Annotated in this window: 17 protein-coding genes and 2 tRNA genes; 9 read left to right on the top strand and 10 right to left on the bottom strand. The window is 67.8% G+C overall.

Features of this window, described 5'->3' with window-relative positions; all coding sequences use genetic code 11:
• Window positions 1-19 precede the first annotated feature (19 nt).
• On the bottom strand, window positions 20-1852 hold the full coding sequence (locus M3B11_RS00810) for a phosphoenolpyruvate carboxykinase (GTP) (protein WP_259874634.1): 1833 nt from the start codon (window positions 1850-1852) through the stop codon (window positions 20-22).
• A gap of 330 nt (window positions 1853-2182) precedes the next feature.
• On the opposite strand from M3B11_RS00810, the gene M3B11_RS00805 reads away from it, so the two are divergent.
• A tRNA-Arg gene (locus M3B11_RS00805) sits at window positions 2183-2255 on the top strand.
• Window positions 2256-2331: 76 nt separating this feature from the next.
• Here the strand turns inward: M3B11_RS00805 and M3B11_RS00800 are convergent.
• The 5 genes from M3B11_RS00800 to M3B11_RS00775 all read right to left on the bottom strand — a co-directional run bounded on the left by M3B11_RS00800 (window position 2332) and on the right by M3B11_RS00775 (window position 11409).
• Window positions 2332-3963, bottom strand: a complete 1632-nt coding sequence (locus M3B11_RS00800; protein WP_217006644.1) for a cation acetate symporter — start codon at window positions 3961-3963, stop codon at window positions 2332-2334.
• Window positions 3960-4376 carry a DUF485 domain-containing protein gene (locus M3B11_RS00795; RefSeq protein WP_311197705.1) on the bottom strand — a complete coding sequence of 139 codons (417 nt, stop codon included), beginning with the start codon at window positions 4374-4376 and terminating at the stop codon, window positions 3960-3962. The genes M3B11_RS00800 and M3B11_RS00795 overlap by 4 nt, the downstream gene beginning before the upstream one ends.
• Window positions 4377-4563: 187 nt before the next feature.
• On the bottom strand, window positions 4564-7413 hold the full coding sequence (locus tag M3B11_RS00785) for an ExeM/NucH family extracellular endonuclease (protein ID WP_311197704.1): 2850 nt from the start codon (window positions 7411-7413) through the stop codon (window positions 4564-4566).
• Window positions 7414-7569: 156 nt separating this feature from the next.
• Window positions 7570-7872 (bottom strand): cupin domain-containing protein, encoded by a 303-nt coding sequence (locus tag M3B11_RS00780; protein ID WP_259874614.1) that lies wholly within the window; start codon window positions 7870-7872, stop codon window positions 7570-7572.
• Between the two features lie 66 nt (window positions 7873-7938).
• Window positions 7939-11409, bottom strand: coding sequence for a bifunctional proline dehydrogenase/L-glutamate gamma-semialdehyde dehydrogenase (locus tag M3B11_RS00775; RefSeq protein WP_259874612.1), 3471 nt, complete (start codon window positions 11407-11409; stop codon window positions 7939-7941).
• Window positions 11410-11555: 146 nt separating this feature from the next.
• Between M3B11_RS00775 and M3B11_RS00770 the strand changes: the two genes are divergently transcribed.
• Together M3B11_RS00770 and M3B11_RS00765 are read left to right on the top strand one after the other, a co-directional pair.
• The gene (locus M3B11_RS00770) at window positions 11556-13220 is read left to right on the top strand and encodes a GntR family transcriptional regulator (RefSeq protein ID WP_259874611.1); all 1665 of its coding nucleotides are present in this window, start codon (window positions 11556-11558) and stop codon (window positions 13218-13220) included.
• A gap of 90 nt (window positions 13221-13310) precedes the next feature.
• Entirely contained in the window at window positions 13311-15308 is a 1998-nt protein-coding gene (locus tag M3B11_RS00765) for an acetoacetate--CoA ligase (protein ID WP_259874609.1), read from the top strand.
• Window positions 15309-15310: 2 nt separating this feature from the next.
• Here M3B11_RS00765 and M3B11_RS00760 read toward each other — a convergent pair whose 3' ends face one another.
• Window positions 15311-16843 carry a hypothetical protein gene (locus tag M3B11_RS00760; protein ID WP_259874607.1) on the bottom strand — a complete coding sequence of 511 codons (1533 nt, stop codon included), beginning with the start codon at window positions 16841-16843 and terminating at the stop codon, window positions 15311-15313.
• 220 nt (window positions 16844-17063) lie between these two features.
• Here M3B11_RS00760 and M3B11_RS00755 point away from each other — a divergent pair, with 220 nt between their 5' ends.
• From M3B11_RS00755 to M3B11_RS00745, 3 genes are all read left to right on the top strand, one after another.
• Window positions 17064-18563 (top strand): malate:quinone oxidoreductase, encoded by a 1500-nt coding sequence (locus M3B11_RS00755; RefSeq protein ID WP_259874605.1) that lies wholly within the window; start codon window positions 17064-17066, stop codon window positions 18561-18563.
• A gap of 228 nt (window positions 18564-18791) precedes the next feature.
• A complete protein-coding gene (locus M3B11_RS00750) occupies window positions 18792-20387 on the top strand; it encodes a PrsW family intramembrane metalloprotease (RefSeq protein WP_259874603.1) in 1596 nt (531 codons plus the stop codon).
• Window positions 20388-20395: 8 nt separating this feature from the next.
• On the top strand, window positions 20396-21622 hold the full coding sequence (locus tag M3B11_RS00745; RefSeq protein ID WP_259874601.1) for a MarP family serine protease: 1227 nt from the start codon (window positions 20396-20398) through the stop codon (window positions 21620-21622).
• A 4-nt stretch (window positions 21623-21626) separates the two neighbouring features.
• Here the strand turns inward: M3B11_RS00745 and M3B11_RS00740 are convergent, their stop codons facing one another.
• The 3 genes from M3B11_RS00740 to upp form a co-directional block, all read right to left on the bottom strand.
• Window positions 21627-22556, bottom strand: a complete 930-nt coding sequence (locus tag M3B11_RS00740) for an endonuclease/exonuclease/phosphatase family protein (RefSeq protein ID WP_259874599.1) — start codon at window positions 22554-22556, stop codon at window positions 21627-21629.
• A 143-nt stretch (window positions 22557-22699) separates the two neighbouring features.
• A complete protein-coding gene (locus M3B11_RS00735; RefSeq protein WP_259874598.1) occupies window positions 22700-23416 on the bottom strand; it encodes a winged helix-turn-helix domain-containing protein in 717 nt (238 codons plus the stop codon).
• Between the two features lie 400 nt (window positions 23417-23816).
• Window positions 23817-24452, bottom strand: a complete 636-nt coding sequence (gene upp / locus M3B11_RS00730; RefSeq protein ID WP_259874596.1) for a uracil phosphoribosyltransferase — start codon at window positions 24450-24452, stop codon at window positions 23817-23819.
• Window positions 24453-24584: 132 nt separating this feature from the next.
• On the opposite strand from upp, the gene M3B11_RS00725 reads away from it, so the two are divergent.
• From M3B11_RS00725 to M3B11_RS00715, 3 genes are all read left to right on the top strand, one after another.
• Window positions 24585-25130, top strand: a complete 546-nt coding sequence (locus M3B11_RS00725; protein ID WP_259874595.1) for a tRNA adenosine deaminase-associated protein — start codon at window positions 24585-24587, stop codon at window positions 25128-25130.
• Window positions 25131-25170: 40 nt separating this feature from the next.
• Window positions 25171-25602 (top strand): nucleoside deaminase, encoded by a 432-nt coding sequence (locus M3B11_RS00720; RefSeq protein ID WP_259874632.1) that lies wholly within the window; start codon window positions 25171-25173, stop codon window positions 25600-25602.
• Window positions 25603-25640: 38 nt separating this feature from the next.
• Window positions 25641-25728: transfer RNA gene (locus M3B11_RS00715), tRNA-Ser, on the top strand.
• The last annotated feature ends 42 nt before the right edge of the window (window positions 25729-25770 follow it).

Raw genomic sequence — 25770 nt, 5'->3', positions numbered from 1 at the left:
CTCAGTCAGAGGTGCGGCGTCACTGCACGCCGAGGCGCTGGCGGAGGCTGTCGACCTCGGCCTTGAGTTCGGCCGGGACGTGATCGCCGAGCGAGTTGTACCATTCCTCGATCGAGGCGAGCTCCTCAGCCCATTCCTCGGGCTTGATGGCGAGCGCCTTGCGCAGCTGCTCTTCGGTCACGTCGAGGCCCTCGATATCGAGCGAGCCCTCGGCCGGGGTGTGGCCCAATGGGGTCTCGACGGCCTCAGCGGTGCCGGCCACTCGTTCGAATACCCACTTGAGGACGCGGGAGTTCTCCGAGAAGCCCGGCCACAGGAACGAGCCGTCCTCGTCGCGGCGGAACCAGTTGACGTAGAAGATCTTCGGCAGCTTCGCGCCCTCGGTGCGGCCGATCTCCAGCCAGTGGCGGAAGTAGTCGCCGACGTTGTAGCCGATGAACGGGCGCATCGCCATCGGATCGCGGCGCACGACACCGACCTGGCCCTTGGCCGCAGCGGTCGTCTCCGAGGACAAGGTGGATCCCATGAACACGCCGTGGGTCCAGTCCCTGGTCTCGGTCACCAGCGGCATCGTCGTCTTGCGGCGGCCGCCGAAGAGGATCGCCGAGATCGGCACGCCGTTGGGGTTCTCGTACTCATCGGCAAGCGTCGGGGTGTTGGTGATCGGGGTGCAGAAGCGCGAGTTCGGGTGCGCGGCCGGGGTGCCTGACTCCGGAGTCCAGTCATTGCCCTTCCAGTCGGTCAGGTGGGACGGGGTCTCCTCGGTCATGCCCTCCCACCAGACGTCGCCGTCATCGGTGAGCGCAACGTTGGTGAAGACGTTGCCGCCGGCCTCGATCGCGCGCATCGCAGTCGGGTTGGTGGTGTAGCCGGTGCCCGGTGCCACGCCGAAGAGGCCGAACTCCGGGTTGACGGCGTAGAGCTGGCCGTCGGCGCCGAAGCGCATCCAGGCGATGTCGTCGCCGAGCGTTTCGGCCTTCCAACCCTTAAGCGTCGGCTCGATCATCGCAAGGTTGGTCTTGCCGCAGGCGCTCGGGAAGGCCGCAGCGATGTACTTGACCTCACCTTCAGGGCTGGTGAGCTTGAGGATGAGCATGTGCTCGGCCAGCCAGCCCTCCTCGCGGGCGACCGCCGAGGCGATGCGCAGCGAGTAGCACTTCTTGCCCAGCAGTGCGTTGCCGCCGTAGCCGGAGCCGAACGACCAGATGGCGCGCTCTTCGGGGAAGTGGGTGATGTACTTCGTCGTGTTGCACGGCCACGCGACGTCCTCCTGGCCGGGCTCCAGCGGCGCGCCGACGGAGTGGACGCATTCGACGAACTCGCCGCCGTGCTCCTCGATGGCCTTGAGTTCGGCGGTGCCGCAGCGGGCCATGATCTGCATGGACAGGACGACGTAGGCGGAGTCGGTGACCTCGATGCCGAACATCGGCTGGTCGGCATCGGCACGTCCCATGACGAATGGGATGACGTACATCGTCCGGCCCTTCATCGAGCCGTCGAAGAGGTCGTTGAGGATGGACTTCATCTCATCGGGAGCCATCCAGTTGTTCAGCGGGCCGGCGTCGGCCTCATTGCGCGAGCAGATGTAGGTGCGCTCTTCGACGCGGGCGACATCGTCCGGGTCGGAGGCGGCGTAGAACGAGTCCTTCTGCTTGGGCAGCGGCTTGAGGGTGCCGGCTTCGATAAGCTGGTTCTGCAGTGATCGCTTCTGGTCGTCATCGCCGGTGATCCACTCGATGCGGTCGGGAGTGGTGCGCTCGGCGATCGAGCGGACGAAGCTGAGGATCTTCTCGTTGCCGGTCGGTGCACCAGCAAGCAGGTCGTCGACTGAGCCACGGTCGAGGACGGTCATGAGGATCTCCTGATCTGTCGGGGTTTCGGAGTTCTGCTGAGCGGACGTCGCCGCCAAGCGATGCCTCCACCGTACGAACGGTTCTTCGCAGGCACCGGAGATTCGCGGGCCTCGCGCCTGTGCATTGAGTCACAAGCCGAGGACTTATGCTCAAGAGGCGTCAGATAAGAGACGAACATTCCCATTGGTATGACGTATATTCCCAAAGCCTGGTTTCGGCTCCAGGACGCCACGCCCGAGGCGGTGGTTGGCGGATGTGGAAAGACCGCAGGGTGCGGATTTTGGCTTGCGGGCGATCGTGTGTATAGTTGTTCTGGTCATTGCGACAGTGCGCCACTAGCTCAACGGATAGAGCATCTGACTACGGATCAGAAGGTTGGGGGTTCGAATCCCTCGTGGCGCGCGAACTGAAACCGCCGCCCGGCTTTCGGGCGGCGGTTTCGCTATTCAGTCTCTGACCTGCAGAGATGCTGAGTCGCTCAGTGTTCGACGGCTTTCTCAGCGCCGTAGCCGGTCATCGAGCGGACCTCCATTTCAGCTGCGAGCTTCGGATCCTCACCGCGCTTGTCGGTCAGCGATCCGATGAAGCCGAGCAGGAATCCGACAGGAATCGAGATGATCCCCGGGTTCTGCAGCGGGAAGATTGCGAAGTCGATGTTCGGCCCGAGCATCGCGGTCTCCGTGCCGGAGACCACCGGGGAGATCGCGATGAGGCCGACGGCGGTGATGAGTCCGCCGTAGATCGACCATACCGCACCGCGGGTGGTGAACCGGCGCCAGAACAGCGAGTACAGGATCGTCGGCAGGTTCGCGCTCGCCGCCACCGCGAAGGCCAGGGCGACGAGGAAGGCGATGTTCTGTCCCTGCACGCCGATGCCGCCGAAGATCGCGACACCGCCGATGGCCAGCACGGTGATGCGGGCGACCTTCACTTCGGTCTGCTGCGTGGCGGTGCCGCGCTTGATGACCGAGTTGTAGATGTCGTGCGAGAACGATGCTGCTGCGGTGATCGTCAGGCCGGCGACGACGGCGAGGATCGTCGCGAACGCCACTGCCGATATCGTGCCGAGTAGGATCGGCCCGCCGAGTTCGAGCGCAAGCAGCGGTGCTGCCGAGTTCACTCCGCCTGGGGCGTTCTCGATCGCCTCGGAGCCGACCATGGCGGCAGCGCCGTAGCCGAGCACCAGGGTGAAGAGGTAGAAGATGCCGATGAGCCAGATCGCCCAGACCACCGAGCGGCGGGCCTCAAGTGCGGTCGGAACGGTGTAGAAGCGCATGAGCACATGGGGCAGCGCAGCAGTGCCGAGCACGAGGGCGATCGACAGGGACACGAAGTCGATTGGCAGCGCGCCGTACTTGAGTCCGGGGGCGAGCAACGCCTCGGGTGGGTCAGCAGTCGCATTGGCAACGGCATCGCCGAGCAACTGGGAGAAGTTGAACCCGTTGATCGCCAGCACCCAGATCGTCATGATGCCAGCGCCGCCGATGAGCAGGAACGCTTTGACGATCTGCACCCAGGTGGTGCCCTTCATGCCGCCGAACATGACGTACATGATCATGAGGACGCCGACGACGGCGACGACAATCGACTGGCCGGTCTTGCTGTCGATGCCCAGCAGGAGGGAGACGAGTCCACCGGCGCCGGCCATCTGCGCGAGCAGGTAGAAGAAGCACACGGCCAGCGTCGACATCGCCGCGGCCAGGCGCACGGGGCGCTGCTTGAGGCGGAAGGAGAGCACATCGGCCATCGTGAATTTGCCGGTGTTGCGCATGAGCTCGGCGACGAGCAGCAGTGCGACGAGCCAGGCGACGAGGAAGCCGATCGAGTAGAGGAAGCCGTCGTAGCCGGTCACCGCGATGGCGCCGACGATGCCGAGGAAGGAAGCGGCTGAGAGGTAGTCGCCGGAGATCGCAAAGCCGTTCTGCGGGCCGGAGAACGATCGACCACCGGCATAGAAGTCGGAAGCGCTTGCATTGCGCTTGGCGACACGGAAGACGATCGTCATCGTGATGGCGACGAAGACGAGGAAGATCGCGATGTTGAGGACCGGGTTGTTCTCTGCGGTGGGATTGTCCTGGGCCGCCGTGGTCAGTGCGGCTGCGAGCGTCATCGTTCGCCCGCCTCGTTCTCGGTGGGGGTCTCTGCAGCTTTGCCGACGGCATGGGCGCCGCGGGCATCTGCGGGGCGGTCGGCGAAGCCATCGGCCTGCTTCTCCAGCATCAGGCGGATCTCGTTGGCTGCCGGGTCGATGCGCCGGTTGGCGAAGCGCACGTAGACCATCGTGATGATGAAGGTTGTGGCGAACTGGCCGAGGCCGAGCAGGATGCCGAGGTTGATGTTGCCGAGCACCGGGGTCGCCATGAAGTCATGGGCGTAGGCGCCGAGCAGGACATAGGCGAAGTACCAGAGGAAGAAGAACGCGCTCAGCGGCAGCACCAGCGAGCGGTGCTTCTTCTTCAGCGCTTGGAACTCCGGTTGGGATTCGACTTTTTCGAAGTCGATAGCTGCGGTCGGTGGAGACACTGTGACACCATTCCTTTCGCTGCCGCTGGGTTGGACGCGGCTCTGGCGAAACTTTACGCGGATGAAACTGTGACCGGCACCACATATTTCGGTCTGTTATCAAGATGTTGTGATTTTGCACACAGAAAACGCCGGCTGAGGCCTTTCGGTCTCAGCCGGCGTCTGTGTGGCCAGGAGCCTGCGCGTGTCAGCCCTTGCGGCGGCGGGTCAGTGCGACGGCACCCGCGCCGAGCCCGACGAGCACTCCGGCTACGGCCAGGCTGCCGAGCTCCATGCCCGTGCGCGGAAGGCGACGGGCGTCATTGTCCTGACCCTGGCCGTCGTCGTCGCCCTCATCGTCCCTGCCGTCGTCGGAGGGGTCATCGGTCGGGTCAGCCGTGGGATCCCCGGTCGGGTCGGACGTGGGGTCATCGGTCGGGTCAGCCGTGGGATCCCCGGTCGGGTCGGACGTGGGGTCATCGGTCGGGTCAGCCGTGGGATCCCCGGTCGGGTCAGCCGTGGGATCCCCGGTCGGGTCGGACGTGGGGTCATCGGTCGGGTCAGCCGTGGGATCCTCAGTCGGGTCAGCCGTGGGATCCTCAGTCGGGTCATCACCAGCATCGTCGTCGACGTTGAAGCCGACGATGAGCGGATCATGGTCTGAAGAGCGGAAGACCGAATGGTCGTACAGCTTGCGGACGTTGTTGTTGTAGCGGCTGTACTCCAGCCCGATCGACTCACCGGAGTTGATGTTCCACACATCGGCACCGGTGACATCGCCTGCGAGATCTGCGCTGGCGAGGATGTGGTCGAGGCTGCCGACGCGGCCGCCGAACAGGTAGGTCTGCTCGTCGGTGTGCTCCTCACCGAGGTTGGTGTACCCGGCCTCGTAGAACACCTGCATCGGGTCTTCGAAGGTGTAGGAGTTGAAGTCGCCGAGCAGGAACGCCTTATCGGTACCGGTGGCCTTCTTCTGCTCATCGGCGAACCCGACCAGCGCTTTGGCCTGCTTGACGCGGTCAGCGTTCGAAGCGCCCTGGCCGTCACCGGAATCCTCGTTGCCGTCACCGGAGCCGGAGCCCTTCGACTTGAAGTGGTTGACGATCGCGACGAACTCCGCGTCGGTCTCACCGGGCTTCGCGAAAGCCTGCGCGAGCGGGGCGCGGGCATTCGAGTAAGCCGGGTTGTCGAGGATCGCCGGGGAGCCGACCGGCTCGGCCGCAGCCGGCTGGTAGATGAACGCGGTGCGGATGACATCCTCACCGACGGCTGGGACCTGCTCGGGGCTGGCCGCAGCCGCCCACTTCTCAGAACCGGCAGCAGCGTTGAGCGCGTCGACGAGCTGGTTGAGGGCGTCGTCGCGGTCCTTGCCGAAGGCCGCCGACTGCTCGATCTCCTCGAGCGCGACGATCGAGGCGTCGAGGGTGTTGATGCCGTTGACGATCTTGGCCTGCTGGCGTTCGAAGTTCTCGGCGTTGGCCGCACCGCGGGCAGCGCAGCCGCTGCGCACGGTGATCGGATTGCCCTCGCGGTCGGTGTAGTACTGGCAGCCTGAGAGCTCATCACCGGTGGTCGGGAAGTAGTTGAGCACGTTGTAGCTGGCGATGCTCAGCTGCCCGCCCACCGCCTCGGGAGCGGCCGGACGGTTGTCGGCGAACGTCGCCGGAGCGGTCTCCTCCTCGTTGTCACCGGTGACGGTCGCGGTGGGCTGCAGGCGCCAGGTTTCGTGTCCGTAGCCGAGCACCGCCGCCGAGGTGAAGGTCGCCTCAGCGCCGACGCGCACCGGATTGTCGAGGGAGACGTAGGGCACCGGCACGTCGCTGGCCTTGCCGGTGAAGTCGCGGGTCGCGCCGTCGTCGAGCAGGTAGAAGCGATCGTTGTTCTCCGCTTCAAGCTGCTTGGCCTCATCGGTGCCGGGGCGGTGGGCGTCGGTGTGGTGGCGCAGCGGCTTCGTGCCGTTGGTCAGGCCGACCTCGCCGTAGCGGTTGGCGGTGTAGGTGTCGGCCACGGTGATCGGCCCGGCCGGGTGGACGAGCATGCCCTCGAGAGATTCGCGGGCCTCATCGCCGTCCGGCAGCGCGCCGGTGAACGGCTTGGGAGCCTCGGCCGGCTCGCTCAGCTCGGTCAGGCCGCTGCCGGAGACGGTGATCTGGGTCTGGCCGTAGTATTCGCTCACTGTGCCGGTGACCTCGACGTGGGCGCCGGGCTTGACCGTGCCGACGGTCTCCTTCGAGTACACGAACAGGCCCTCCGAGGCGCCGGGCACCTGGTGGGCGTCGCCGCCGCTGCCGGCGGTCTGGATGAAGTATCCGTCGAGGCCGCCCTCGGGATAGGCAGCGGTGACAACACCGCGGGTGCTGACGGTCGTGCCGTCGAGCGGGCTGGTCTGACCGGTGCCCTGGATCTCGGAGATCGGGGTGAGGTTGGCCGGATCCGTCGGGTCGTCGGTCGGGTCCGGGTTCGGCGCATCGTCGGGGAGCTCGCCGGGTGTCGGCGTGCCAGCGCTCCAGCTGCTGCCGGACTTCTGGATCGACTGGCCCTTCGGCGCCGTCTCCCCGGTCGGGGTCGCCTGTTTGCCCTGGACCGCCTCGGGCAGCAGCGTGCTGGAGCCTGCGGTCACACCGCGACCGCCGGTGGTGCCGCCGACCTGCGCGAAGTCCTGCAGCTCGCCGTCGGCGTCGACGACGAAGGCAGAGGAGCCGTATGCGCCATCGGCGGCGCTGCCGGACTTGACCGAGTTGGTGATCGGCACCATCACCGCGTGCGCGCCGGAGTCCGGGGCCGTGGTGCCGGCCGGCAGGGTGACGACGTGGGCGCCGGAGTTCGGGGTGCCGCCGCGGGTGACTGTGCCGACGGTCCAGCCGGAGAGATCGGTGCCGGGGTCAGCGGCGATCTCGATGAAGTCGGTCTCGTCGGCACCGGCGTAGGCGATCTCGGAGATCGTCGCCGTGCCGTCCGGCGCCGCAGCCGCAGGAATGGCGATGAGCGCACCGGAGGTGCCGGCTGCGATGAGCACGGAACCGGCCACAGCCGTTGCGCGGAGGTGGAGGGAGTGCATGGAGGAATCCTTCGGTCGGAGTGCACCCCGGATGACCGGGAGTGCAGATGAGACTCTTCCACGGTATCCAGGATTCACTCAGAAATCGGGAGCCCGGTCCGAAGTTCTGCTGAACAACACGTAACCTGTCAGCAATCTCGGCCGGCCGACTGCGGCTCAGCTGCCGGTGCGCTGCTTGAACTCGACCTCGACGAAGGCGCATTCGGTGTCGGACTTGTTGATGACGTTGTGCGCGCTGCCCACCGGCCGGGTGTAGCTGGCACCGGGGACGAGCACGTTCTCGAACGTCTCCTCCGGTGTCACCACCGTCAGCGTGCCCGGTTCGGTCGGCACGACGACGTAGTCCATCTCATGGACGTGCATCGTCGTCTCGGATCCGGGCGGAAAGCGCCATTCGGTCACGCGGGCGAACTCGTTGTCGATCTGGACGGTCGCAATCGCCTGGGTGAACTCGCTCATGGAGACAGCATAGCCGCGGGCGCATGCGCTCATGCGTCCGCGGCTACAGCTGCGATCGGGCGGGAATCAGCCCATGAGGTCCTTCGCGAGCTCGTGGAAGTCGCTGCTCGGGTTGCCGAACCGGTGCAGCGTCATCGAGATCGCCTGCTCGTGGACGTAGTAGCGCTGCTCGACGCGGGCTGAGCTGACGACGTCCTGGTCGATGAGCGCGACCTCGGGACGATCAACGGTCGCCTCCCGCAGCTCCGGTTCGACCGAGCCGACGATCCGGATCCGGGCGCCGACGGTGTCGTCGTAGTTGCCGTCAGCTACGGCCGAGGCGAACGCGTCTGCGGTCTCGACGACCACCTCTCTCGCGGTGTCCGTCGCCGAGGCGGTGCTCGCCTGAAGTGCGTCGCGGGCCGCTTCGACGAGCTCACGTGAGCAGTCGGAGTGGACCGAGACGAGCAGCGGGGCGCCGACGGTCCAGCCGGCATGGGCGGTGCGGCGCACATGGTCGCCGGCCGCGTCGGGGGTCACACGGATGGTGACCGGACGGGGCAGGTGGCGGAAGATGTTGGCCTCTGCGTGCAGGCCGGTCGGGTCTGCGGGCTGGCCGAAGAACTCCCGGTAGACCTTCTCGTCATCGCCGTAGGCCTTCGCCAGCCAGTCTGAGCCGGTTCCGGCGGTCGCGTGCGCGTCACCGGGCAGTTCGGCATCGCGCCAGTCGCCGAAGAGCATGAGGTAGTTCGGGCCGCCGGCCTTCGAGCCGAGGCCCACCGAGGACAGCTTCCAGCCGCCGAAGGGCTGACGGCGCACGATCGCGCCGGTGATGCCGCGGTTGACGTAGACGTTGCCGGCCTCGACCTCGTCGAGCCACTGGGCGACCTCGGAGGTGTCAAGCGAGTGGATCCCGGCGGTCAGGCCGAAGTCGACGGCGTTCTGCAGCTGCAGGGCCTCATCGAGGTCACGCGCGTGCATGAGGCCGAGCACCGGGCCGAAGCACTCGGTGAGGTGGAAGAACGAGCCGGGCTTCACCCCGTCCTTGACACCGGGGCTCCACAGGCGGCCGGAGTCATCAAGCATCTTCGGCTCCACCAGCCACGATTCGCCCTCGTCGAGCTGGGTGAGCGCACGCTCGAGCTTCTCGGAGGGCTCCTCGGTCAGCGGTCCCATCTCGGCGAACAGGTTCGTCGGATAGTCGACGACGAGCGAGGACGCAGCATCGACGATCTGTCGGCGGTAGCGCTCGGAGTCGTACACCGAACCGACGAGGATGCCCAGCGAAGCTGCCGAGCACTTCTGCCCGGCATGGCCGAAGGCTGAGGCGACGAGGTCGGCGACAGCGAGGTCGCGGTCGGCGGCCGGCGTGATGACGAGGGCGTTCTTTCCCGAGGTTTCGGCGTTGATCTCGAGGTCGGGGTTGAAGCTCTTGAACAGCGAGGCCGTCTCCGAGGCGCCGGTGAGGATGACGCGGTCGACGTCGGGGTGGGACAGGAGCGTCTTGCCGATGTCGCCTTCGCTCGGGGCGACGATCTGGAGCACCTCGCGCGGCACACCGGCCTGCCACAGGCATTCGACGAGCAGGGCCGAGCAGTGCGGGGTCGGTGAGGACGGTTTGTGGATGACCGAGGCGCCGGCGGCCAGGGCGGCGACGGTCGAACCGGTCGGGATCGCGACCGGGAAGTTCCATGGCGGGGTCACGACGACGAGCTCATCGGGTTCGAACCGGGCGCCGGGGATCTGCTCGACTTCGAGGGCCTGAGATGCGTAGTAGCGGATGAAGTCGATCGCCTCGGAGACCTCCGGATCGGATTGTGCGAAGGTCTTGCCGGCCTCGGCGGCCATCGTCGTGAGGAACTCTCCGCGGCGGTTGGCGAAGATGTCGGCGGCAGCCAGCAGGATCTTCCCTCGGCCGGCGGCACCGAGCTCCCGCCAGCCGGCGGCAGCCGACCTGCCCGCAGCGATCCGGGACTCCATGTCCTCAACCGACTCCACCGCCTCGGGAACAGGGCGGCCGGCCAGCCAGTTTCCGGCGCGTACCGGTTCGATGAGCTGTTCGGCCCACCGCTGGTTGGCCGGCAGTGCCGGGTCGGTGTCGGGTTCGTTGACGAACTCGCCGAGGCGGTGTTCGCCGCGGTAGGTCCGGGTGCGGTCCTGCGTGCGGTTCGGGCGCGGGGCCGACTCGCCGTCAGCGGCGAGGATCTCCTCGAGGTCGGCGACGGCGGCGCGGAAGCGCTCCTCTTCCTGGCGGAAGGCGGCGTTGCCGTTGCGCAGCTCGAAGATCGTCGACATGAAGTTCTCCGGCGAGGAGTTCTCCTCCAGGCGGCGGACGAGGTAGGAGATCGCGACGTCGAACTCGGCCGGGTGGACGGCCGGGACGTAGAGCAGCAGCTGGCCGACATCGGCGCTGATCGCGGCCGACTGCTCGGTCGCCATGCCCTGCAGCATCTCGAACTCGACCCGGTCTGCGACCCCGCGGGACAGCGACAGCTCGTGGGCGAAGGCGATGTCGAACAGGTTGTGACCGGCCACGCCGATGCGCAGCCCGGTCATCCGCTCGCGCTGGAACAGCCAATGCAGCACACGCTTGTAGTTGGCGTCGGTGGCCTCCTTCGACGGGCAGGTCGTCAGCGGCCAGCCGGCGATCTCAGCATGCACCTGCTCCATCGGCAGGTTCGCGCCCTTGACCAGGCGGACCTTGATGCCGGCCCCACCATTGGCGACACGCTCATCGGCGAAGGCGGCCAGACGCTGCATCGCGGCCAGCGCATCGGGCAGGTAGGCCTGCAGCACAATCCCGGCTTCGAGGTGCTTGAGCTCCGGTTCGCTCAGCAGGCGGGTGAAGACCTCCAGGGTGATCTCCAGGTCGCCGTACTCCTCCATATCGAGGTTGATGAACTTCGAACCGGCTGGGGCGTTGGCGGCTTCGCGGTAGAGCGGGCGCAGCCGGTCGAGGACGTACTCGACGGTGTCCTCGAAAGCCCACAGGTTGATCTGCGAGGCGATCGAGGAGGCCTTGATGGAGACGTAGTCGACGTCGTCGCGGGCGAGCAGCTCGTGGGTGCGCTCCAGGTGGCGGTCGGCCTCCTCATCACCGAGGACGGCCTCGCCGAGCAGGTTGATGTTGAGGCGGTGGCCATCAGCGGTCAGCGCAGCGACGGCCTTGCCGAGCTGCTCGGGCCGCGCGTCGACGATCATGTGCCCGACCATTGAGCGCAGCCGGGCCCGGGCGGCAGGCACAACGACCTGCGGGGCGATGGGGGCGAGCGCCGAGCCGGCCTTGATCTGGGCGCGGTCGAGAGCCGAGATCGTCGCCGGGGCCATTTCTGCGACCTCGCGCAGCGCCTGGGCTGCGGAGTGAGAGTCCTCGGTGCGGATGACGCGGTCGACGAAGCCGACGGTGAAGTCCAGGCCCTTGGGGTCGGACAGGATCGCGGCGAGCCGTTCGGCGGCCGGGTCCTTGGCCGCAGGCGTGCCGGCCGAGATCCGCAGCCACTTCCGCACGCGGTCGACGGCGGCCTCGGTGATGGCCGTGAGATTGGTGTCCTCGATCATGGTGCCTCCTTGCCAGGCTGCCCCAGGCAGCCGAACCGAGCGATATGCTCTGCGGCGTCCTGCCGCGTGTGCGCTCAGTATGCGGTCGGCCCGCCGGCCACGTCATGCATCTCACAGCGATCTGCCATACTGGTGAGTCAGAAGTATTGATCGGACCTGAGGAGATGGTCGCCCTGGCCGGACGCGCGGTGCCCGCAGCGGTGCGCCTGCGGGCCGTCGAACAGGTGCTGGCTGGGCAGGCCGTCGCCGAGGCGGCGGCCGCCTGTGGAGTCTCGGGCGCCTCCGTGCGGCGCTGGGTGCGCCGCTGGCAGGAATCAGATTCCTCACTGCCGGCAGAACAGCGGCTGGCCGACCTGCCGCGCAGCGGCCGACCGGGTGTGCAGGCGACAGCGGATCAGGTGGTGGCGGCGATCCTCGCCGGTGCCGGTGCGCGGATCGATGCGCGAGCCTACTCGACGCGCGGGATCGCGGAGATGACCGGACTGAGCCAGCCGATCGTCAGCCGGGCGGTCTCGCGCTTGACCCCCGCGGTGCAGCCGCGTGCGGAGGGGTTCCGGGCATGGCTGCGCCTGGAAGCCTTCGCGGTCGGGTTCCCGCTGGCCGTCATCACCGCCAGCCGGCTTTCGCACTCAGCCCGCATCTCCACGCGCGGCCCCCTCGCCCGGTCCCGCCGCGCGGCCGGCGTGACCGCCGGGATGCACGCAGCAGGCCTGGCCGTCTGGGCTCGGCGTCCGGCAGCCGAATCCCGGTTCGGGCCTGTCACCCGGGCGCTCGCCGTCGCTGCGGAGGTGCATGCCGACCGCGTTCTCATCTTCGACCCGCTCGCCGTTGTGGCAGACGACGACAGCCACCTCACGCCAGTGGCATGGCGGAATGCTGCCGTGGAGCGCATCACCGAACTGGAGGAGTTCAGCACCCGGCTGCGAGCGCTGCTGGCCGACTGCGCCGATGTGCCCGGCGACCTGCTCGATGCCCTGGCTCAGCAGGTCACCCGCGGGCTGGAGGGTCTCGCCTGGATCGCTGAGGCCAGGACCGCACATCGCAACAGTTCTGAATCGAAACGACGTGATGGAGGCCGGAGCCAGGGGGCGGATCTGCCGGCTCCGAACGTGTCGGCTTGGCTGCCGCGCGAACAGCCCTCCCTGACCGAACAGCTTGCCCTCGCCCTGCGCGAGGAGATCATCGACTCCGGCTACACCGTCGGCGACCGGATTCGGCCGGCCCAACTGGCCTCCCGCCTCGGCATCGGCAGAGCGGCCGTCGACGTGCCGCTGCGGCGCATGGTCGATGACGAGCTGCTCGACGGCTCGCACGGTGATGTGCGCATCCCGGTCATCACCTCACGCGATGTGCTCGACGTCTACGCCAGCCGGCAGGCACTGGGCATCGTGCTGCTGCGCAGTCTGATCTCCCGCCCGCGCCGTGACCTCGTGGCCGTCCGGTACGCCCTCGACCGGATCCCGGCCGTCGCCCGGTTCGGACTGCGCACCGGACTCAGCGTCGGCGATGCCGATCTGCGCTTCCAGCAGGAGTTCGCCCGCGCAGCAGGACTCGCCCAGACCGCTCGCACCTTCGAGGCGCTCATCCTCCGGCTGCGGATGTACATCTCGGTGCTGCGCGTCGACTACTCGCCGGCAGCGCGGCGCATCATCTACGACAACACCCGCATCTTCGAGGCCCTCGAACGCGGGGACGCAGATTCAGCGATCGACGCGTGGCGCGGCAAACTCGACAACGCCGTCAGGCACATGGCTGGGATGGTCCAGCACCGCAGCTTCGACATCGACCTGTGGGCGCGGCTGACCGGCTGACAGCAGAAGAGACGCCGGCCACATTCGCTGGCACAATGGCTACGGTGATCGCCAGCGACCCGGCAGGCAGGCCGGGAGGACGGAGCAGAGATGAACCCAGAGACTATCGGCAGTGACGCTGTGCTGTGGACACCATCGCGTGAGCGGGTGGAAGCCAGCCGGATGTATGACTACCAGCAGTGGCTGGCACGCACCCGCGGAGTCGAGACCCGCGGCTACCGTCAGCTGCACGACTGGTCGGTGCGTGAGCTCGACGCGTTCTGGGACAGCATCTGGGAGTACTTTGACGTCATCGGCGACCGCGGTGCCGGCCCGGTGCGCACTGGGACCGAGATGCCCGACGTCACGTGGTTCGCCGGGGCGACGTGCAACTACGCTGAGAACATCTTCCGCCACGTGCACACTCGCCCGGATGTTGAGGCGCTCGTCGGGCTGCATGAGGATGAGCGCCGCGAGTCGTTGACCTGGCGCGAGCTCGCCGGACGCGTCGGGGCGCTGGCCGCCTGGCTGCGCGAGCACGATGTGCAGCCCGGTGACACGGTGTGCGCGGTGCTGCCGAACATCCCGCAGGCCGTCGAAGCGATGCTCGCCTGCGCGACCGTGGGCGCTGTGTGGTCGGTCGTCGGCCCGGACTTCGGGCTCACCGGCATCGCTGATCGCTTCGCCCAGCTGGAGGCGAAGGTCCTCATCACCGTCGACGGATACCTCTTCAACGGCAAACACCTCGACATGCGCTCGATCGTGCCCGACCTGCGTCAGGCGCTGCCGAGCATCGAGCACCACATCCTCATCGACCAGCTCGGCTACGAGCTCGAAGTCCGTGAGCCGGCCGAGGGGACCACACTGTACTCGGCGATCGTCGCGGACCCCGTCGATCCGGTCTTCGAGCCCGTCGACTTCTCCCACCCACTGTGGGTGCTGTACTCCTCGGGCACGACCGGTAAGCCGAAGGGCATCGTCCACGGCCATGGCGGAGTGACGATCGAAGCGCTCAAGGCCAACGCGCTGCAGTACGACTTCACTCCAGATGATCGCTGCTATATGGCAGTGGCGACGACGTGGGTGGTGTGGAACCTGCTCGTCAACATCATGACCGTCGGAGCGACGATCGTCACCTATGACGGATCCCCCGTCGCCGGTGTGCCGGACAAGCAGTTCGAGATCCTCGAACGCGAACGCGCCACCTCATTCGGCACCGGGGCGGCGATCCTCACGCTCGTGCAGAAATCGGGCCTGTCACCGGCAGCACGCTACAACCTCTCCGCTCTGCGCAAGATCCTCTCGACCGGGTCCCCGCTGCCGGAGAGCACCTGGGACTGGATCTACCAGCACGTCCACGACGACATCAACCTGGGATCCGATTCCGGCGGCACCGACATCGCCTCCGGGTTCATCGGTTCGAACCCGTATGATCCGGTGGTCCGCGGGCACCTGCAGGGTGCCTACCTCGGTGTCGATGCGCAGGCCTTCGACTCCCACGGCCAGCCGGTCATCGGTGAGCTCGGCGAGTTCGTCGTCACCCAGCCGATGCCCTCGATGCCGGTGTTCTTCTGGAACGACCCGGATGGCAGCCGCTACCGCGAAGCCTACTTCGATGCGTTCCCCGGAGTGTGGCGCCACGGCGACTGGGTCACCCACTTCGACGACGGCAGCTTCATCATCCACGGCCGCTCGGACTCGACGATCAACCGCGGCGGCATCCGGATGGGCTCAGCCGACATCTGCCAGGTCGTCGATGCCGTCGACGGTGTGCAGTCTTCGATGGTCATCGGTGCCGAGCTCGGAGACGGGGACTACTACATGCCGCTGTTCGTCGTCCCGACGACCGGGCAGACACTGACCGATGAGCTGCGCGGCACGATCGTGACAGCCATCCGCAAGCAGATCTCCCCGCGCTATGTGCCCGACGAGATCATCGAAGCTCCGGCTGTGCCGACGACCCGCACCGGCAAGGTGATGGAGGTGCCGATCAAACGGATCTTCCAGGGCGCTGCTCCTGAGTCGATCAACCGGGCGACCGCGGCCGAACCGCAGGTGCTCGACTGGTATATCGAACGAGCCTCGGCCTTCGCCCGCGATCGCCGGTGAGATCAGCTGTCGCGTCTGAGCCCGCGGGCGACGGTGAGTGCTGCGATGCCGCAGCCGAGCAGGAGCAGCGCCGAGCCGAGTGCTGCGCCGGTGCCGACCGGGCCGGTGCGCGGCAGCTCATCTGAGGTGGGCGCCTCCGCCCGCGGCCGCGTCGTCGGTGGCGGCGGGGGTGCCGCGGTGCGGTGTTCGGGGCTGGCCTCAGGCGGCGTCGTCGGTGCCGGTGGGGGAGGAGTCGTGGAGGTCGGCGGCTGCGTTTCTGCCGGCTGCGTCTGCGTCGGCGGTGCCTGGGACTCAGGAGGCTCCTGGGTTTCAGGTGGGGTGGTCGTCTCTGGTGCCGGCGGTGGTGTCGTCTCCTCAGGTGGTTCCTGCGTCGGCGACGGCTCGGTAACAGGTGTTGATTCGATCGGCGGGACGGTGACGATCGGCGGTGTCATGGGTGGAACCGGGGGAGCGGGTTCGATGGTGTGCTCGGCGTTGGCCGATGCGGTCGTCGGCTCACCGGCGGTCACGATGCTCTGCACGCGCGCAGCCGGTTTGCCTGTCTGCGGGTCGATCGGGTCGTAGACGATGACATCGGTGGCCGGCAGTCCGGTCGCGGTGACTGTGACGGCCACCGGTTCGGTGCTCCCGCGGTCGGGGCGGACGCTGAAGGTCAGCGGTTCGGCAGTCGACCGCAGCTCGGTCTCCTCGACCGCACCGCCGGAGACGTCGACCTCCAGCGGGATGCCGTCGAGGGCCTCCCCAGAGGCAGACACCACGCTGACCCGAGCCTGAAGCGGACGGTAGAAGGGGCCACCGGCGGGTTCGGCGGGTTCACCGGCTGGTTCGACGGCAGGTGGGGTGGCCGGCAGCGGGGTCGCCGGCCCGTCGAGGACGAGCCCATCGGCTTCTTCCAGGCTCAGCTCCACCCGATACGGCCCGGCCAGGTCTGCGGCGTCCTTCGTGATGTGCGCATACGCCTCGGCCGCCTGCTTGAACTCTGCGCCGAGCTCACCCGGCTCGGCAGGCGGGATCGCATGATCGTGCTCGAGGTTCTCATCGAGCCGGGCGATGGCGGCCAGCGCCGCCTGGATCCCCGCATCATCAGCCGAGCTGCGTGTTGAGAGCGCCCACGCCGTCTCCGCAGACGCCACCGTCTGCCCGTCGGCCTGTGTGAAGTACTGCGGATACGGCGACTTCAACCCGGCGTCGATGCAGTAGGCAGCGGCATGGGTGAGCGAACTGCCCGGCAAGGAGAAGTACGCGCCGTACCAGGTGCGTCCGGCCGAAGCGCGATGCCACAGCCCAGGCCCGTACATCCCGGCATTCGTGCTGCGGTAGCGCTCCGGCTGCGGGCCCCCGTCGAGCCCGGCGTCCGGGCGCAGGTCCGGCGGGGCGGACAGGTCCGGTGAGGTGGGCAGCGCGGGCGGCCCCTCACCTCCAGCCAGGCCGGTAGCCAGCACAGGTGGCGCGGCGGCCACCGGGCCGATGGCAGCCAGAACGGACACGGTCGTCACTGCGGCGGCCCGGCGCAGCAGCCGGGCGGAAATGCTCACTCGTCTCATGCCCCCAGTCCAGCGGACGCCCGCCAACGACAGAACACCTCGGGCACGGCTGTGGACACACGCTCGCCATCCACAGTCGCCGCAGCACGCGAGAGCAGGGCCTCCCCCATGTTCGGAGGCGGCGTGGACGAGGAGTAAACTGCGTGATGATCCTCCAATTATCAGCGGCGTGCCCCACAGGGCGGCCTGACCTTACGATCCGAGGGATTTCATGACTTACACGAAGGAAAGCGCCGACGTCGTCCTCATCGGCGGCGGCATCATGAGCGCCACGCTGGCGGCGCTGCTGGCTGAGCTTCAGCCGGAGTGGGATGTCCGCGTCTACGAGCGCCTCGACTACGTCGCCCGCGAAAGCTCGGACCCGTGGAACAACGCCGGCACCGGCCACGCCGCGCTGTGCGAGCTCAACTACTCGCCGGCCGATGCCGACGGCCACGTCGACATCACCAAGGCGATCAACATCAATGAGCAGTTCCACGTCTCGCGCCAGTTCTGGTCGCATCTCGTCGACGAAGGCGTGCTCACCGATCCCTCCACCTTCATCAACCAGGTTCCGCACATCTCCTATGGCCGGGGCGAGAAGGGCCGGGACTACATCCGCGCCCGCTACGAGACGATGGTGCGCAACCCGCTGTTCAAGGAGATGGAGTACACCGACGACCCGGCCGTGCAGGCCGAGTGGCTGCCGCTGATGTTCGAGAACCGCGGTCCCGGCCAGGTCAACGCGCTGTCGAAGTTCGACACCGGCACCGACGTCGACTTCGGTTCGCTGTCGCGCCAGCTGCTCACCCACGCGGGTACGAAGAACGCCCAGATCCTGACCGGCCATGAGGTCGCCGACCTCAATCGCACCGCCGAGGGCTGGCGGGTGCACGTGAAGAACACGACCGCTGGTGAGACCTTCGCCGTCGATGCGAAGTTCGTGTTCGTCGGCGCCGGTGGCGGTGCGCTGCACCTGCTGCAGCGCTCCGGCATCGCCGAGGGCCACGGCTACGGCGGCTTCCCGGTCTCCGGTCTGTTCCTGCGCACCTCGAACCCCGAGCTCGTCTCCCGTCACCACGCGAAGGTCTACGGCCAGGCTGCCTTCGGTGCCCCGCCGATGTCGGTTCCGCACCTCGACACCCGCGTCGTGCAGGGCAAGGAATACCTCATGTTCGGCCCGTACGCCGGTTTCACCCCGAAGTTCCTCAAGAAGGGCCGGTTCACCGACCTGCCGTTCTCGGTGCGCGGCAACAACCTGCCGGTCATGCTCAACGTCGCCAAGGACAACTTCGACCTCGTCAGCTACCTGCTCGGCGAGCTCGCCTCGACGAAGAAGAAGCGCTATGAGGCGCTCGCCGACTTCACCCCCGAGGTCAACCCGGCCGACTGGGAGTTCATCACCGCCGGCCAGCGCGTCCAGGTCATGAAGAAGGACAAGGACAAGGGCGGCGTACTCGGCTTCGGCACCGAGCTCATCTCCGCGGCCGACGGCTCGCTGGCTGCCCTGCTCGGTGCTTCACCGGGCGCCTCGACGGCCGCGCCGATCATGTTCAACCTGCTCAAGAAGTGCTTCCCGCGCCAGTACGACGGCTGGGAGGCGCGCCTGAAGGACATGGTGCCTTCGCTCGGCCGCCAGCTGCACGAGGACGAGGCGCTGCTCGACGAACTGTCCGAGTACACCACCCGTACTCTGCAGATCACCCCGCGCGAGAACCGTGACCTGGACTGAGGCTGCGGCGCACGGAGGCCGCCGGGTGCCGCACTCGGCGGCCTCGGCCGTGCCCGAGGCGGCGGTTCGGTTCCGGCACAGCTCTCCTGCGGCCGGAACAGAGGCGGGTGTGGCAGAGTGTGCCGCATCTGCCACACGAGCTGACCAGCGGTGTCCGTGCGCGTGCGTAGACTGAGAAGATACCGAGACCATCGACCACTTGCGATATGGACTGAGAGGGCGCAGCACATGTCTGACCCGCGTTACCCCGGCCCCCAGGGTCAGCCTCCCCAGCGACCTCCGCACGGCCAGCCCTTCCCGCAGCAGGGTCACCCCCGCCCGCAGCAGGGCCATCCTTACCCTCAGCAGGGCCATCCACATCCGCAGCAGCAACCCGCGCACGCCCGGTTCCGTCCCCAGCCGCAGCCCGGCCCGCACGGCTCCGGTCCGGCACCTCGGCAGCCGGGACCGCACGACCATCCGCACGGCCGGCCCTTCCCGCCTCAGCAGCCGGCGCCGCACGGTCAGCCGGTCGGCCCCGGCGGCTACGGCCAGCCGGAGCAGCGCGCCTATGCGCAGCCGCGGTTCTCCCCGACGGTGACCCAGGAGATGCGCATGCGCGCGCAGCTCCAGCCGCACACCGGCGGGCCCTCGGAACAGCCGTGGGTCACGCAGGCGATCCAGCGTCAGCCCCAGCTGGCCAACCCGACCGAAGGCGCCGATCTCGCCCGCACCATCGTGAGCATCGGTCTTGTCGCACTGCTCGGTCTCGGCCTGCTTCTCATCCTCGGCTTCAGTGCTGTTCTGCTGCCGGCCGGGCCGATCGTCATCCTGCTGGCGGCGGTCCCGCTGCTGTTCATCATGCTCATGGTGTGGTGGTTCGACCGCTGGAAGCCGCAGCCTCTCCTGCTGCTCATCGCCTGCCTGCTGTGGGGTGCAGTCGCCTCGATCATCATGACGCTCATCGCGCAGGTCATCGGCATCAGCGCTCTGGCCCTGGTCGGCATCGACGCGTCCGGCGATGTGCTCGGCGCGGTCGTCTTCGCCCCGCTGTTCGAGGAGACGACGAAGGGCATCTTCCTCGTCGTCATCGTCCTCGCCGCCCGCAAGTACTTCGAAGGACCCCTCGACGGCTGGGTCTACGGCTCTCTCATCGGCGCCGGCTTTGCTTTCACCGAGAATCTGCTCTACCTCTCCTCGTCATTCGAAGAGGCCGCTGTCGGCGGCCTGGCGATGACCTTCATCATGCGCGGGGTGCTCAGCCCGCTGCTGCATTCGACCTTCGTCATCTGCCACGGCCTGTCCATCGGCTTCGCCGCCCGCCGCGGCCAGTGGTGGCTCGTCGTGCTCATGTGGATCCCCGGCCTCATCGCCGGCATGTTCCTCCACGCTCTGTGGAACGGCACCGCCACCATCACCGGCTCGCTGGGCATTGTCGGACTCGCCATCATGGTCGTTCTGTCGGCCATCATGTCCGGCTTCTGGCTCGGCAGCGGACTGCTGCTGCGCCGAAATGAGTCGATCCACACCCGCCAGTCGCTCGGCGACTACGCCAACGCCGGCTGGCTGACCCACGGTGAGGTCGACATGCTCGGCACCTGGAAGGGCCGCCGCGCCGGCAAGCGCTGGGCCAACCAGTACCCCGGCGCGCTTCCGGAGATGCGCCGCCTCATCCGCAAGTCCGCCGACCTCGCCAGCATCCGCACCCGGGTGCTCGCCGGCGTCGGCGGGGAGAAGGAACGGCAGGTCGAGAAGTACGAACTCGACCAGTTCGTCAAGATCCGCACGAACATGATGCGCCGCGTCCAGCAGCCGCAGGGCTTCAACCAGGCAATGCGCAGGTAACCCCACCCGTGGCCGCTGTCGACGCCGTCATCGTTCTGCTCGCCATCGGCGCGCTGCTGCTCGGCTGGAGTCGCGGCTTCCTCGTCGGCGCCTCGACGCTCGTCGGCTTCATCCTCGGTCTTGTGCTCGGCCGACTGCTCGCCGGCCCGGTCGCCGAGCTGCTGGTGAGCACCGACATCGTCCACGACCGCAGCCATCCTGCCGCCGAGGTGCTGCTGCCGCTGCTCCTGGCCATCACCTGCTCGGTGGGGCTCGGGCTGCTGGGCGCCTACCTGCGCACCAGGCTCACCAGCCCCAGCGGCCGCGGACTCGACGCCACCGGCGGGGCCCTGTCGAGCGTCATCGCCACCCTGCTCGTCATCTGGCTGGCCGCCGGCTGGATCCGCACCACCCCGTTCCTGCAGCCCAACCGGTGGGTGGCCGACTCGGCGATTGTCGCCGCAATGGACCGGATGCTGCCGATCACCTCGACCGAGGCGCTCGGCACCCTCGGCACCGCCCTGGCCGACAACGGCTTCCCGCAGGTCTTCGAAGGCCAGCGCGAACGCATCCGCGGGGTCGGCGAACCGAACCCGGCGATGGTCGACGTCGGCCGTCAGGTCGACGGTTCGGTCGTCAAGGTCGTGACCTCCCGCACCGAATGCGGCCGGCTGCAGGAGGGCACCGGCTGGGTCTACGGTGACGGGCTCGTCGCCACCAACGCCCACGTCGTGGCCGGCGCTCAGTCGCTGACCGTGCAGATCGCCGGCACCGGCGAACCGTACAGCGCCGAAGTCGTCGCCTTCGACCCCGGCACCGATGCGGCGGTGCTGCGGGTGCCCGCCCTGCCGGCACCGGCGTTGGAACTCGGCTCCGACCTCGGCGCCGGGGCAGACTCCGTGCTCGTCGGATTCCCGGAGAACGGGCCGTACACGATCTCGCCGGCGCGCGTGCGCGAACAGCTCTCAGCCCGCGGTCTCGACATCTACAACGAGGGCAGCGTCACCCGCGACATCTACTCGGTGCGCGGGGTCGTGCGCTCAGGCAACTCCGGCGGCCCCTTGCTCGACGCCGAGGGCCGAGTCGTGGGAATGGTGTTCGCGCGCTCGGCCACTGAGGCGGAGACCGGCTATGCGCTCACCCTCGATGAGATCGACGGCATCCTGCGCCGCGGCCAGCAGGCTGCGGTACCGGTGAACACCGGCCGGTGCGCTGAGCAGGTGCCGCAGTATCAGCAGCAGACGCAGACCGGCTGAACGCTCAGCCGGCCGGGACGTCGAGGTAGCTGATGATCGCCCGGTGATCGCTTGTGCCTCGCGCGAGCACACGGTCGCCGGCCGGGTCGAGTCCGCGGACGAGCACATGGTCCAGGCGCACGACCGGGAACACGCTGGGCCAGGTGAACCCGAACCCGCCGCCGACTGATTCCCGGGTGTCGGTGAGTTCGGAGCTGAGCTCCTTGAAGTAGCGGTCGGAGTTCGCTGAGTTGAAGTCGCCGGCGACGATGACCCGCTGGGCGTCCTCGGACCTGACCCGCTCAGCCAGCTCGCTCAGCGCCGAATTGCGCAGCGACTCCTGACCCGGGCGCACCGAGGGCATATGGACTGAGTACAGGCGCACATTGCCCTTATCGGTCTTCAGCGTAGTGGCGATGGCGCGCGGCCACTGCATGCCAAGGTCGATCTCCTCGGGCTTCGTCATCGGCCAGCGCGACCAGATCCCGATCGTGTCGGTCACCGCAGTGTGCTCGAAAGCCGAGTCGAGCTGCTTTTCGATGATCCTGCCCGACAGCGATTCGATCTCCTGGACGGCCACGACATCGGGGTCGTGGTTGATGAGGTTCTGCGCGGTGGCTGTCGGCTGCGGCATGCGTGCGCCGACGTTCTGGCTGGCGACGACGATATCGGCGTCATCCGGTGCGTCAGCCGGGCGCAGATACGGGTAGAACATGCCACCCCACACGAGCGCGGGGATGAGCACGCCGAGGATGCCGAAGACGGAGAACCGGATGAGTGCGCCGATGAGCAGCAGGACCAGCAGCACCCACGCCCACGGCAGCATGGATTCGACGATGAGCGCGATCCCGCGGGTCGTCGGGATGAGGGTATGCACCGCGAGCAGGGCGGCCAGCAGCAGCCCCACCACGAAGACGACAATGCCCTTGCCGGGCGAAGACTGACGTTTCTGCATCGGTTGAACTATAGGCCGTCAAGCTGATTGAACGCTTAAGGGCACCCTGGTGAGAGCGCCCGGGCAGGGGACTCACAGCAAGGTCTCACAGCGCCTTCGGGCAGCCCGGCGACTGGGGCTTGCGACCGGCGCCGAGGCGGTGGTCACCGAGAGGCAGTCGCCGTCCAGACGGTGACGTCGGGGTGGGCGTCGTAGCGGTAGCCGGCCCCGCGAATCGTGCGCACGATCGAGGAGAAGGCGCCGAGCCGATTGCGCAGCCTCCGGATGTGCACATCGACGGTGCGCTCATCGGGTCGCTCAGGGCTCTCACCCCACAGCGCGGTGATGAGGTCACCGCGCGAGAGCGTCGAACCGGCCGCTGAAACGAGCGTGGCGAGCAGGTCGAACTCCCTGGTCGTCACGGCCGCCAGCTGTCCGTCGACGGTGACCTCGCGGCGCGGGATGTCGATGCGCACTCGGGTCGCGGCCTGCGGCGCGGACTCCTCGCTCAGCTGGGGTGGGCGCACGCGGGCCGGCACACGGGAGCGCACTGGGCCGTGCCGGCCGGCCGGGGTGCCGGTGGCTGCCGGTGAGCCGGTGGCCACGGCCCGCACGGCGTCGAGGTCGCGGTCCGGCCCATCGGGGGCCAGGGCGATGACGGTCTGCGCTTCGGCCTGCGGGGAGAGTGCGCGGATGTGCTCCTGCAGCGACTGGGCGATGGCGGTGAGGTTGGTGCCGTCTTCGGCTGCCTTGTCCTCATCGAGGCCGATGTAGACGATGATGCCGCGGGCCGGCTTGGGGGCCGGGGCGTCGCCGGTTTGGCGGCTGCGACCGGACGGGCCGAAGACGCGGGGCGCGGTGGCGGGATCAACGGGGGTCAATCGGGCTCCCTGGCGGCGTGTGGCTACGGCGCTGCGTGGATGGAACGGAAGGGGTGAGGCAGTCATGTTCGTCGTCCTTGGGAATGAGCAGTGGAGTCAGGCGCATTGTGCGTCACGTCCGCGGCCCAAGCCTGTCGTCACCGCAGGCCGCGGACGCAGCGCATCATGGCGATGGCGCTGCGCGGGAGGCGGTGACAGGGTGAACGGTGCATGGCTGTCATTATTCTTCACAGATTCCGCGCAATGCAATCGGCGGATGCAGATCTGAGACTTCTATGACGTTTTATGACACGAAGGGCGGGTCTACGTCACAGCTTCGCGGGCGCCGCGCTCCGCGGGCCCCGCGCTCTGCGACGGCCCCGCCGAGCGGATCGGCAGGGCCGCACATCGGCGCCCCGGCTCAGACCACGCCGTACATGCGGTCGCCGGCATCGCCGAGACCGGGCACGATGTAACCCTTCTCGTTGAGCTTGTCGTCCAGGGCGGCTGTGTGGACAGTGACATTCGCGATCCCCTCGTAGCGCCCCTCGATGTGGCGCACACCCTCAGGCGCGCTCACGAGGCAGATCGCGGTGACGTCGGAGACGCCGCGTTCGAGCAGGAAGTCAATCGCCATTGCCAGGGTGCCGCCGGTGGCCAGCATCGGGTCGATGACGAAGACCTGCCGGTCGCGCAGGTCGCTCGGCAGCCGGTTGGCGTAGGCGTGGGCTTCGAGGGTCTCCTCATCGCGGACGAGCCCGAGGAACCCGACCTCAGCCGTCGGCAGCATTTTGAGCATCCCGTCGAGCATGCCGAGGCCGGCGCGCAGAATCGGCACGACCACAGGTCTGGGGGAGGCGAGCTTCGTGCCGGTCATCGGGCAGACCGGGGTGGCGATCTCCTTGTCGACGACGCGGATGCTGCGGGTGGCCTCATAGGCCAGCAGCGCGACGAGCTCTTCGGTCAGTCCGCGGAAGCGGCCGGGATCGGTGCGCTCGTCGCGCAGCACGGTGAGCTTATGGGCGATGAGCGGGTGGTCTGCGATGTGGAGCTCCATGCTCCTGAATTTACCGGATCGACTCCTGGATCTACTGGATCGAGCCGCCCTGCGGTCACCCGATCAGATGTCGAGCTCCTGCATCCGGGTAAGAGGCTGGTCTGCTGAGCCGGCATCGGACAGAATGGAGGCATGGCTTATTACACCGAGATTCTCACCGAGAGCGTGGACGGATACCGGCCCATCGACCTCGACATGCGGGATGCGGCAACGTTGGACGATCTCATCGAGATGATGCGCAACGCTGGTGAAGCCGGCGAAGCGGTTGCCGTCATCGAGCACGAGGATGAGTGGTTCGCCCTCGTCAGGCTGCTTGCCGATGACGAGGTGCGCGTGTTCATCTCCGATATCGCCGCCGCTGGGGAGAGCCCGTACGCCGACATCTTCGCCGACTACCTCGACTCCGGCCCGTCCACGCTCGACGAGTCCGAGCACTTCGACGTCGGTCCCGAACACGATGCTGATGACGATGATGCCGACGATGAAGCCGAAATCGACATGTTCGAACCCGAAGCTGACGCCGTCTGGGGCGGAGATGCCGACATCTACGCCGATCGCGACGTCCCCGCCGATGAGCTCTTGGAGCAGGTCAGCCGCTACCAGTCCGATCCAGCTCGGGTCGTCGCCCACGTCGGGGAGAAGGCCGGCTTCGCCGATGTCCTCGGCTCAGCCGGCTGACCGCGGCGGCATCGCCCACCCGGCGGTCTATCGCGAGTGGATGGGCGCTGCCCTCGCCGCCGCCGCCCGCACCGACGCCAGTGCCGATGTGCCGATCGGGGCCGTCGTCGTCGACGCTGCCGGAGAGATCATCGGCATCGGCTGCAACGAGCGCGAGGCGCTGCACGACCCGACCGCCCACGCCGAGATGCAGGCGCTGCGCGAAGCCGGCCGGCACCTCGGGAGCTGGCGGCTGACCGGTGCGACACTCGTTGTGACCTTGGAACCGTGCGTCATGTGCGCCGGTGCGGCTGTGGCCGCCCGCGTCGAGCGGGTCGTCTTCGGCGCCTACGACGACAAGGCCGGCGCCTGCGGTTCGGTGTGGGACGTCGCCCGGGATCGGGCGAGCCTGCACGTGCCCGAGGTGGTGGGCGGCGTGTGTGCCCAGGAGTGCGCGGCCGGGCTGATCGAGTTCTTCGCCTCCCGCCGCTGATTTGGCCGCACCCGGGCAGCCGTTGTAGAGTATTCCGCGGTAGCGTGTCCGAGCGGCCGAAGGTGCAACACTCGAAATGTTGTGTACGGCAACCCCGTACCGTGGGTTCAAATCCCACCGCTACCGCGCATAAGACATGGGCCCTGACCAGCGAGAACATCGCCGGTC

This window comes from Brevibacterium sp. p3-SID960 (assembly GCF_025144725.1).
In the GTDB taxonomy this organism is placed as follows: Bacteria; Actinomycetota; Actinomycetes; order Actinomycetales; family Brevibacteriaceae; genus Brevibacterium.
The sequence above is the reverse complement of the archived record's forward strand: the minus strand, read 5'-3'. Positions and strand labels throughout refer to the sequence as shown.